Raw genomic sequence first — 9,816 nt, forward strand, 5'->3', positions numbered from 1 at the left:
TTTACGAAAATGTGCGTCACGCTCTATAGTAGCCTTTGCCATATAGTATCTACGTAGTATCCCAGTTGTTGGGATTTAGAATATTTTTCGGTTTGGCATTTTGTTGAAATGCTTTATAACCGACTCCTTTTTTTCTTGTACTTTACAATATAATACAAAATTCTATATTTTTGTTAGTGGAATTAACCTATTGCCATGAAATCTGAAGAACATTCGATTAGCTTTGATTTTCTGAAACATCTAAAATCCAAAAAAATGGATCGTTTGGATGTACCTTATTATTTAGCATCAAAAGAATGTTTGGAAAATGTGGAAATTACGCATGTTTTTAAAAATTACTTTTATACAATTGGGCTATATTATGGTGATGGAGCGACTATTAGAATAGGTAATAAAACGTACGAATTGACCCGTGGGAGTTTACTAACCATTGGTCCTGGAGTTAGTTGCCAGTGGCTGAAAACCAATTTTCCTTTGAATGATACACTTTTGTTTTATGATGATATTTTCGTAAACAATTTCAGCAATTCATTTTTTTACTCTTTGGAGTTTTTCTGCCCAGATGAACAAAGTGTGATTCAGTTGTCTGATAAGCAATTTGAAGAAATGCAACAGCTTTTCCAAACGCTTCGAATGGTGGTAGACAAACCCGATGTATTATGCGGAATACTATATTCAATTCTTATTATTACGCAGAAACATTTCTGGAGATTACATCGTGGCAATAAAATAGAATTAAGTGATAAAGAACATACGGCTGTAAAATTCAGGGAATTAGTTGCCAAAAATTTTGCCAATCACAAAGATGTTGCATTTTACTCACAGCAGCTAAATATCTCTTCCAAATACCTGAGTGAGCTATTAGTTGACCAAACAGGCATGTCTGCTAAAAAGTGGATTGAATTCCATGTCATGCAAGAAGCAAAATACCTGTTGAGTTTTAAAGATCAATCTGTTAAAGAAGTGGCTTTTCAGTTGGGCTACACCGATACATCGCACTTTTCACGAGCATTCAGGAATTACGATGGGCAATTGCCTACCGAATTCAAAAATGCTGTATGTAATTTATCACCTTCTTTAAATTAAAAACCGTAAAAATTACAGTACTTACCGCTTTATTTACACCAATCGTTGTTTGATTTCCCGATAGCTTTGTCATTGATATTAATTATGACGTACAATGAGGCAAAAAATAGCAAAGTTGATTCTGGTAGTGGCATTTTTTAATATGTGTCAGTATCCTGTTTGGGCACAAATACCCGTAGAAGTCAGTGTGGGGCATTCCAGCTATTATTACCAACATTCGTTTGCTGCCAGATTTAATAAAGAAAAGCCATTGGGTTTCTTTCATACCTCATCCATTCTCATTCCTTATGACAAGAATCGTGGAAATGAAATTATGAGTCAATCGTACCTTTCCTATACACTAAATAACACTTGGAGTACGGGAGTAGGATCTATTTTCACGCCCTTAAATCGTGTTCGTCCATCTTTTTTTCTCCAGTATTTTCGAAAAGGAAAAACAACATCTGTTATGGTTTATCCCAGAATTGATCTTTGGGAAAATCCAAATCTCGAATTGATGGGTTTCATTGAATACAAGGGCACAACAAATCAGAAATTAAAGCTATATGCCCGTTTACAGTATATGACCACGTGGAATAGTAAAGAGCATGTTCGAAGTTATCAATATTTGAGAATTGGATTTAGTTTGGGAGATATGCAACTGGGGGCAGTTGCAAATTTTGACCAATATGGAAACACAGGAACCGATTACAACAGTATTGGATTTTTTATCAGAAAAGAATTTTGATAAAATGTGTCACGTTTTATAGAAAACAGGATCTATTATAATAAAAAGAAGTTTTATGAACACACGAATTGACTTAAGCCAGATGCCAAAAGGATTATTGGATGGCATGATGAAAACGGAATTGTATATAAAAAAATCAGGATTTGACCTAAAGCTGATTGAATTAGTAAAATACCGAGTTTCACAAATAAACAAATGTGGATATTGCCTGGATATGCACCACAAAGAGGCGTTAGCTCTTGGGGAAACCGAACTAAGGTTGCATACGCTTATTGCCTATAAAGAATGTCCGTATTTTGAAGATTACGAAAAAGTCGCATTGGAATTTGCAGAAAATTTGACCTTAGCTCATCAGAAAGAAATTGATGATCGCCTTTATGCTTTGCTACAACAACATTTCTCTATAGAACAAATATCTATTCTAACTCTAGTAATTACGCAAATCAACGCCTGGAACAGAATTAATAAAACGATTGGTGCGATACCGGGAACGTATGTCGAAAATACTATTTAAAAGAACTTATGAAACACTTATTTTTTTTAACCGCTATAATTTTTACTATGACAACTCAAGTACAGGAATTTAAAAATCCTTCGTCTCTATTCGATCCCAGTCCGTACGGATTTTCTCATATGGTTACCGTTCCGGAAGGCTACAAGCTAATTTTTGTTGCCGGACAAGGTGGCGAAGAAAATACAGAAGGTAAACTGAGTCCCGATTTTAGAAGGCAGCTGGCATTTTCTTTAAAGAATATCAAGGACGCACTTGCAACAGAAAATCTTAACATGAACAACGTGGTTAAATTAACTACTTTGGTCGTGGATCATAATGAAGAGAAATTAAACATTATTGTAGAAGAGTTTAATAAAGTATGGCCAGAGAAAAATTTCCCTATCAATACATTAATACCTGTTCCCAAACTAGCTATAGATGGCATGTTGATAGAAATCGAAGCTTTGGCTGTCAAAAGTCCGAATTAATGAAAAAAAACTTGCTGAAATATGTCATTAATGAAGCGTTCATTTATTCTTTTAGCTATATCTTTGATTAATTATCCAAAGCCTAAAACAATACGATCATGATGAGTATTTCCATTGAAAATTATCAGCGTATGCTGTTTCCTTATGCCTATAATGTGTTAGGGACAGTAGAAGATGCTGAAGATGTCATTCAGGACGTAGTCATTCAGTTTTCTAAAGTATCGTCAGGTATCGTAAATAATCCCAAGAATTATCTGATCAAAAGTGTAATTAATCAGGCAATCCAGCTAAAACAAAAGCAAAACAAGACGGTTCCGGCTGATGTTTGGTTACCTGAACCTGTGATTACCGATGAGGATTTGCAACATCAGGAAATTTTTAATTTTTCGTTATTGGCAAGAATGGAGCAGCTCAATCCCAAAGAACGAGCCGTTTTTATTTTGAAAGAAGGATTTGGGCACTCACACGAAGAGATCGGAGAAATACTGTCATTGACTACTGAGAATTCCAGAAAAATTTTGAGTAGAGCCAAAGAAAGGTTGAAATCAATAGGAAGTATAAACAAATTACATTTTCGGCCAGTAGTTTCTGATATAGTAAAGAAATTAATCAATGCCATCAGAGATGGCGATACTGACAATGTGAAAACGTTATTAGCCGAAGATATTCAGTTTTATGCTGACGGTGGCACTAAGGTTAAAGTGGTAGCCAAAGAATGTATAGGTGCTGATCAGGTAAATAAATTATTAATGTATGTACATCAAACATATAACAGTGCTTTAGAAATTAAATTGACTATGATTAACCATCAGCCCGCAGTGCTATTTATACAAGGTGGTGTGATTGAGTCGTGTCAGATTTTTGAGATATATCAAAACAAGATTATCCGGATTGATGCTGTTGTCGATCCTGAAAAGCTTAAAACATTAATTTAATTTATATCTTATTAATAATAAATAACTTAAAAACAAACCCAATATAAATATTTTTAATTATGAAAACAACATCTACATTTTTTAAACTTCTATTTGGAGCACTTTTACTGTTCAATATCGTACTTGTTTCCATACTATCCTATATGCTTTTAAATGATAAGTCAAGTAGCTTTATGGAAGCCGAGAAGATAACGATAAAAGACGACGATACAGGAAACAACAGAATCGTCATAGCAAATACCAAGTATATTCCTGATCCTATTGTCGGAGGGAAGACTTTTCAGAGGGCTTACAAACCAGCGGGGCTTATTTTTTATGACAAAAATGGAAATGAAAGAGGAGGTTTGGCGATAACTGATAATGAGGAAACCAATTTGAACGCCCTGGCATTTGATTACCAGAATGCAGACGCTATCGGAATTTTGGCACAAGACAATAAGCACGACAATTATTTCAGAGCTGGTTTATTCATCAACGACAAAGATCTTTCGGGCAAACCCGGGTACAACATCGACAGAATCAATCTGATGACAGAAAATGGCAATGCCTCACTGATTATGAAAGACCACAATGAAGTGCCGAGAATTGTTTTAAAAGTTGATAGTTTAGGTAACCCTACCATTCAAATGTTTGATGAAAACGGAAAAACTAAATGGCAAAATTGAAAGATGAAAAAACATTAAACATGAACAAACTAAAGATTACCAAAGAAGATGTTATTGAAGCTGAAAATAAACTTTTTTCGGCTCAACTTGTCAGCAATGTAGAGATTTTCGATCAACTATTACACGATGACTTAATTGCAGTTACACCAACAGGAGAAATTGTAACTAAGGAAATGGATTTAAATGCTCACAGAGCAAAAACAATGATTATCGAAGAGGCTTCGACAGAAATTAATGACATTAAAATAACAGGAAACACTGCACTTACAGTCGTAACAATGACCGCGAAAGGGAAAATGATGGGCACACCGTTGGAAGGTACGTTCCGCTATTTTAGAGTTTGGAAACAGTTTGAAGATACATTAAAAATCATAGGTGCAAGTTTTATGCAACTACCATAGAATAATTTCATCACCTAAATGTATGATAACAACATAAAAGAATATGAAACAATCATTCAGAATCATTACCGTAATTTCATTGATGTTTATAGCATTCAGTGGTTTTACACAGAATAAAAATCAAACAACGATGAAACAAGATCATTCAACAAATCATCCTTATGGCGAACAAGTAAGCATAATTGATAAAATTACCGTTCCTGTTAGAGCCGTGTCCGAGTATTCTGAGAAATCGGTTTACATCAGAAATATACTCCGCCAACAAGCAGGTTTTGTAAAATACGAAATCTTTCAACAAGAAGACGAAGGCGGTAATCTTACCATTATTACGATTGCTACCTGGAAAAATCAACAACATCTGGATCGTGCTAAGTCTATAATTCAGGAAGAGATGAAAAAAACAGGGCTAAATATACCTGAATTTTTGAAACAACACGGTATTTCGATGGAAAGAGGTATTTATTATTCTGTTGATGAATAGTATAATAACGAATTATAAATCTTGATTTGGTTATATCAGGTTCTATACGATTAAGGGTAAGCACGCATACAATCTAATTAAGCCTCTTTACAAAATGTCTTTTTACTAATTAAAGCGACAATAATTATACAAATATAAAATCATGAAAATTTCACAGATTAAAATTACTCCAGATACTTATGAACCTTTTCGTTTAGCACAAGGATATCGTGTAGGCGATCTATTGTTTATTTCAGGTCAAACAGCTATTGATGATGACGGAAAATTAATAGGTATAGGCGACTTTGATGCTCAAGCCCAGAAGGCTTTTGAAAATTTAGATAAGGTCTTGAAAGCCGGAGGTTCAAGCTTGAAGAACGTAGTAAAAGTAACCATTATGCTTCGTGATATGGGCAACTTCGAGAAGATTGTTGAGCTGAGAGGAAAGTATTTTACACCTCCTTATCCGGCAGATACTATCTTTGCAGCAACATCACTATTTTCACCGGATGCATTAATTGAAATCGAAGCCATTGCAGTAGCAGACGAATCGGCAGACTGGGAAAAGTGATACTATTCACATTGTTAGACTGTAACCATTTTTTGGTTGATTGTACTTTTATATTTGTTTTTCCACCAGATATTTCCAGTATCTTTTAGGAACATATTGCAGGTGCAGTTTCATATTGCGCCGGGCTTCAATATTGGTACTTCGATAATAACGTTTCCAAAGGTTTTGAAAATGTTCGTCTTCTTCATCCAATGTAATTATGGCATCTGCAGTTAAAGCATACTTTTCTTCGGGAGAAAGCTTTACTTCCATTACGGTTTGTTTATCATATAACAATCCGTATTTTCTTTTTACATCATAAATCAGCCATTTTTGGTCGGTATAACGATTTTTGAAAAAAGTAGTAATCAACGGCAATACATTAAAGTCCGGTTCAGCTATGGCAAAAAACAGTCCGTCACTACTTTTACTAAACCGGATAAAAGCTTTCATCCGATGGCGCTCCCGGCTTACTTTCTTCAAAGTTTGTTTAAAATACAGCACTTCTTCATCTCCGTAATTTTGAAGAATATTCGTTTTGCCTGAAAATATCTGACATATAATACTAAAACTTGCTGCCCAGGCTTTTCGGTCTTCCGAAAGAAAAACCCTGAAAAAATCCATCGCCACCGATTTTTCCAAACGTTTTTGTAATCCAGTTTGTACTCTTTTTGCTTTAGCCAAATCGGTAATAATGTTTTTACTTAAACCAAACAAAGTGGTTTGGGTTGCATTGTCGCCTTCAACCTGTAATTGCACATCAGTATCCTTGTATTCAAAATATTCAAATACACAGCACAAAAAACCGTTATATGTTCCGTCAAAAATATAGTTCATCTTCAAAAAAGAGTCAACTGTGCACTCGAAGTTTCTTTGAGGTATTTATTTGAATTTCTTTGTAATATGGTTTGTTTCACATATTCCATTGATGGCGACCCCAGAATAATAGGCGTATCTGCACAACGCATAAAATGCCGGGCACGGTTAAAAGCAATACCCATTTTCTTAACCTGATATTCGCACAGCCTGCCAAATTTTCTTGACTGGATAATTTTCATTGCCGATTGCCTTCCCATTCCCGGAATTCGAATAATTTGTTTATAATCGGCTGTATTGATATCTACCGGGAAATAGTGCGGGTTTCGCAAAGCCCAGCTCAATTTCGGATCAATATCCAAATCTAATTGCTGATGCTTCGGATTTAATATTTCATCTAAATTAAAATCATAAAAACGTAAGAGCCAATCAGTTTGATATAAACGATTTTCACGAACCAACGGAGGCCTGCTTCCCACTTGTGGCAACAATGAGTTCTCTGTGTTGATTGGAATATAACCGCTGTAATACACCCGTTTTAGCTTATAATCATTATAAAATGTTTTGGCTACGTTCATAATTTCCAAATCGGTTTCGGGAGTGGCACCAATAACCATTTGCGTACTTTGACCCGCAGGAACAAATTGCGGTGTATGTTTTATCAGCTTGGATTCTGCTTTATACTCCTGAATCTGATTCTGTACGAATGCCAACGGTTTTTTAACCGATTCATGATCTTTTTCAGGAGCTACCATTTTTAATCCAGCTTCCGTAGGCATTTCCAGATTGATACTCATTCTGTCTACATACAATCCTGCCTCTTTAATCAATTCTTCGCAGGCTCCGGGAATGGTTTTTAGATGGATGTACCCGTTATACTTTTCTTCAAGGCGCAATTTTTTTACGATACGCATCAGGCGTTCCATCGTAAAATCAGCATTTTTAAAAATTCCCGAACTTAAAAACAGCCCTTCAATGTAATTTCTGCGGTAAAAATTCATGGTTAGTTCTACTACTTCTTCCACCGTAAATGCAGCTCGCTTAACATCATTGCTTTTACGACTCACACAAAAAGCACAATCGTAAATACAGTGATTGGTCAGTAAGATTTTAAGGAGCGAAACACAACGACCATCTTCGGTATAGGTATGACAAATTCCCGACGCAGAAGCATCGCCGATCCCACCTGTATTTTTACGTTTGCTTCCGCTTGAACTACAGCTTACATCATACTTGGCAGCATCGGCTAGTATTTTTAATTTTTCTTCAATTCGTTCCATAACAAACTCCTTTGCATTTTAATTGAAAAAGTAAATTATTGCACATTCTAACACAATATCATTTTAAATTAAAGCAGTATCAAAATTACAAGACAAAATTGTCGTTTTATGTCGTTTTATTTTCTTTGTTGTAAAAATACATATTAGTATGTAAATGTTTTATTTATATTAATCTTGGCCTGTTAAAAGCTTATATTTACCGGTTATCGCTTTCTTCTTCTTTACCTTCTTTGATAAGTTCGTTAACCTCTTGCATTTCATCTTTTTCTATGTGTTTAACTAAATCTTCCTGTTCCTCAGAATATTTATCTATGTAAAAAGTACATCCCATCGGAAAGTGATCAGAACCTATAGAAGGATATATAAAAAGCTTATCAATAAAAATATCAGGACTGTGAAACAATAAATCTAACGGAACCCTGAAAAACCAGTATTTAGCATGAAAAGTAGCCAATATACCTCTGCCAATTCTAGCATCTATCAATTGACTGGTCTTCTTAAAAAGAATAGATGATTTAGCCCAGGCTACGTTGTTAAAATCACCTGTTACCACTACCGGTAATTTAAAATTTCTTACTTTTTTTGCAACACTTAATAAATCACCATCGCGCTCTTTTGACGTTTCTTCTTCGGTTGGACTTGGCGGTGGCGGATGTACTCCAAAAAACACAAACCGATAACCATCTTTTGTTTCTAATTCTGCTTCAATACTCGGAAGATCATCAGCAACAAAATAATGCGTCTTTATCTTATTAATTTTTAATCTGGTGTAAAAATGCATTCCATAAGTATTCTCTAAGGTCACTTTCTCAAAATTGGGATAATCTTTTTCTAAACCCCGCATTGCTTTTTCCCAATCGCTATTGCTTTCCATGGTTATGAAAATATCCGGATTTTCTTTATTAATCAATTCAATAAAGCGTTGATATTGATTATTAAATTGGTAAATGTTACACGAAATGATTTTTATTTTATCAGATGTTTCGACTGATTTTTTAAATTTGGTGGTTTTCCAGAATTTTGTATAACGGATAAAATATAGATATGATAAATAATCAGCAACAACTGTATCACTTGTAAGTACCATAATAAGGAGGTTTCATTTATATAGAAAAAGGCGATACCAAAGGTAACAAGCTGCAAAGGTAATAACTGAAGTTTGATAAATTCAGCGACCCTAAATATCCAATGCTGATTTTGAACAAACGGCAACATACTGATCACTATCAATAAAATAGAAAACGACATTACTATCATTATCATATACAATACATTTATGAGTTATTAAGTGATACTTCTATTATCAAATTTTAAATTTAAGCAATTTAATAATTCCGTTATGCTTCTGCATATTTTTCTTGATCGATTAACGCTTCTATGGCATTCCACAATTTAATCCGCTGTTTTAATGCGTTTTGGGCAACAAATAAAACCTCTTCCCATTTTAAAGAATCATCGCCACATAAATAAGAAATCATTTCAAATGCCATTGGTCCGTGTTCATCGGCGTCTAATTCAATATGTCTCTCAAAGTAATAAACAAGCTCGGACAAATCTATATCGGGAAATTTTTCGTTCAACCCTTTTAATATTTCAGTAAACATTGCCGGAATAAGATCTTCTCTACCAAAGGTAAACGTCGACGCAATTTCATGTGCTTTACCATTTTCAATAACCTGAAAAGTAAAACGTAAAAAGTCTTTTATATTTTGATGTAACGTACTTTTTTCTATAGCGGTAAACACATCTGTTTTGATTACTGATGCGATAAAATCTTCAATTAATTTGGTACTTGTTCCGCTTTTTACCATAGCTTTCAGGTACATTTCAAAATGACTTAACCTGCACCATCCATAGCAATATCTGACTCTTCTGCCAAAACAATTTCATTAATCAAATACCTTACGTTTGGGTT

Annotated in this window: 12 protein-coding genes and 1 pseudogene; 9 read left to right on the forward strand and 4 right to left on the reverse strand. The window is 34.5% G+C overall.

Going from position 1 to position 9,816, the window contains the following annotated elements; genetic code table 11:
* Positions 1–195: 195 nt before the first annotated feature.
* The 9 genes from BLW20_RS09070 to BLW20_RS09110 all read left to right on the forward strand — a co-directional run bounded on the left by BLW20_RS09070 (position 196) and on the right by BLW20_RS09110 (position 5,826).
* Complete coding sequence (locus BLW20_RS09070; RefSeq protein ID WP_091099405.1) at positions 196–1,086, forward strand: helix-turn-helix domain-containing protein; 891 nt, start codon at positions 196–198, stop codon at positions 1,084–1,086.
* A 94-nt stretch (positions 1,087–1,180) separates the two neighbouring features.
* A complete protein-coding gene (locus BLW20_RS09075; protein WP_091099408.1) occupies positions 1,181–1,813 on the forward strand; it encodes a hypothetical protein in 633 nt (210 codons plus the stop codon).
* 55 nt (positions 1,814–1,868) lie between these two features.
* Positions 1,869–2,327, forward strand: coding sequence for a carboxymuconolactone decarboxylase family protein (locus BLW20_RS09080; protein WP_091099412.1), 459 nt, complete (start codon positions 1,869–1,871; stop codon positions 2,325–2,327).
* A gap of 47 nt (positions 2,328–2,374) precedes the next feature.
* Entirely contained in the window at positions 2,375–2,794 is a 420-nt protein-coding gene (locus BLW20_RS09085; RefSeq protein ID WP_245725301.1) for a RidA family protein, read from the forward strand.
* 98 nt (positions 2,795–2,892) lie between these two features.
* Positions 2,893–3,729 carry a sigma-70 family RNA polymerase sigma factor gene (locus tag BLW20_RS09090; RefSeq protein ID WP_091099419.1) on the forward strand — a complete coding sequence of 279 codons (837 nt, stop codon included), beginning with the start codon at positions 2,893–2,895 and terminating at the stop codon, positions 3,727–3,729.
* A 59-nt stretch (positions 3,730–3,788) separates the two neighbouring features.
* Positions 3,789–4,394: a hypothetical protein gene (locus BLW20_RS09095; RefSeq protein ID WP_143037767.1), complete on the forward strand. Its 606-nt coding sequence runs from the start codon at positions 3,789–3,791 to the stop codon at positions 4,392–4,394.
* On the forward strand, positions 4,382–4,795 hold the full coding sequence (locus tag BLW20_RS09100) for a nuclear transport factor 2 family protein (protein WP_218143516.1): 414 nt from the start codon (positions 4,382–4,384) through the stop codon (positions 4,793–4,795). The genes BLW20_RS09095 and BLW20_RS09100 overlap by 13 nt, the downstream gene beginning before the upstream one ends.
* A gap of 43 nt (positions 4,796–4,838) precedes the next feature.
* A complete protein-coding gene (locus BLW20_RS09105) occupies positions 4,839–5,276 on the forward strand; it encodes an antibiotic biosynthesis monooxygenase family protein (RefSeq protein WP_091099425.1) in 438 nt (145 codons plus the stop codon).
* Between the two features lie 142 nt (positions 5,277–5,418).
* Positions 5,419–5,826 carry a RidA family protein gene (locus BLW20_RS09110; protein ID WP_091099429.1) on the forward strand — a complete coding sequence of 136 codons (408 nt, stop codon included), beginning with the start codon at positions 5,419–5,421 and terminating at the stop codon, positions 5,824–5,826.
* A 48-nt stretch (positions 5,827–5,874) separates the two neighbouring features.
* On the opposite strand, the gene BLW20_RS09115 is transcribed toward BLW20_RS09110, so the two are convergent.
* The 4 genes and pseudogenes from BLW20_RS09115 to BLW20_RS09130 all read right to left on the reverse strand — a co-directional run.
* Entirely contained in the window at positions 5,875–6,642 is a 768-nt protein-coding gene (locus BLW20_RS09115) for a TIGR03915 family putative DNA repair protein (protein ID WP_091099432.1), read from the reverse strand.
* A gap of 2 nt (positions 6,643–6,644) precedes the next feature.
* On the reverse strand, positions 6,645–7,901 hold the full coding sequence (locus BLW20_RS09120; protein ID WP_091099436.1) for a putative DNA modification/repair radical SAM protein: 1,257 nt from the start codon (positions 7,899–7,901) through the stop codon (positions 6,645–6,647).
* A gap of 196 nt (positions 7,902–8,097) precedes the next feature.
* Entirely contained in the window at positions 8,098–8,988 is an 891-nt protein-coding gene (locus BLW20_RS09125; RefSeq protein ID WP_245725302.1) for an endonuclease/exonuclease/phosphatase family protein, read from the reverse strand.
* A gap of 250 nt (positions 8,989–9,238) precedes the next feature.
* Positions 9,239–9,816: pseudogene (locus BLW20_RS09130) on the reverse strand (DUF3050 domain-containing protein); the annotation flags it as partial.

Origin of the sequence: Paenimyroides marinum, from assembly GCF_900108395.1 — a bacterium.
Lineage (GTDB): Bacteria > Bacteroidota > Bacteroidia > Flavobacteriales > Flavobacteriaceae > Flavobacterium > Flavobacterium marinum.

What these genes read in the sequence shown, in the direction of transcription:
- BLW20_RS09115 (WP_091099432.1), bottom strand. Translation starts at nt 6,642, where the DNA reads ATGAACTATATTTTTGACGGAACATATAACGGTTTTTTGTGCTGTGTA.
- BLW20_RS09070 (WP_091099405.1), top strand. Translation starts at nt 196, where the DNA reads ATGAAATCTGAAGAACATTCGATTAGCTTTGATTTTCTGAAACATCTA.
- BLW20_RS09085 (WP_245725301.1), top strand. Translation starts at nt 2,375, where the DNA reads ATGACAACTCAAGTACAGGAATTTAAAAATCCTTCGTCTCTATTCGAT.
- BLW20_RS09120 (WP_091099436.1), bottom strand. Translation starts at nt 7,901, where the DNA reads ATGGAACGAATTGAAGAAAAATTAAAAATACTAGCCGATGCTGCCAAG.
- BLW20_RS09075 (WP_091099408.1), top strand. Translation starts at nt 1,181, where the DNA reads ATGAGGCAAAAAATAGCAAAGTTGATTCTGGTAGTGGCATTTTTTAAT.
- BLW20_RS09125 (WP_245725302.1), bottom strand. Translation starts at nt 8,988, where the DNA reads ATGGTACTTACAAGTGATACAGTTGTTGCTGATTATTTATCATATCTA.
- BLW20_RS09095 (WP_143037767.1), top strand. Translation starts at nt 3,789, where the DNA reads ATGAAAACAACATCTACATTTTTTAAACTTCTATTTGGAGCACTTTTA.
- BLW20_RS09105 (WP_091099425.1), top strand. Translation starts at nt 4,839, where the DNA reads ATGAAACAATCATTCAGAATCATTACCGTAATTTCATTGATGTTTATA.
- BLW20_RS09090 (WP_091099419.1), top strand. Translation starts at nt 2,893, where the DNA reads ATGATGAGTATTTCCATTGAAAATTATCAGCGTATGCTGTTTCCTTAT.
- BLW20_RS09100 (WP_218143516.1), top strand. Translation starts at nt 4,382, where the DNA reads ATGGCAAAATTGAAAGATGAAAAAACATTAAACATGAACAAACTAAAG.
- BLW20_RS09110 (WP_091099429.1), top strand. Translation starts at nt 5,419, where the DNA reads ATGAAAATTTCACAGATTAAAATTACTCCAGATACTTATGAACCTTTT.
- BLW20_RS09080 (WP_091099412.1), top strand. Translation starts at nt 1,869, where the DNA reads ATGAACACACGAATTGACTTAAGCCAGATGCCAAAAGGATTATTGGAT.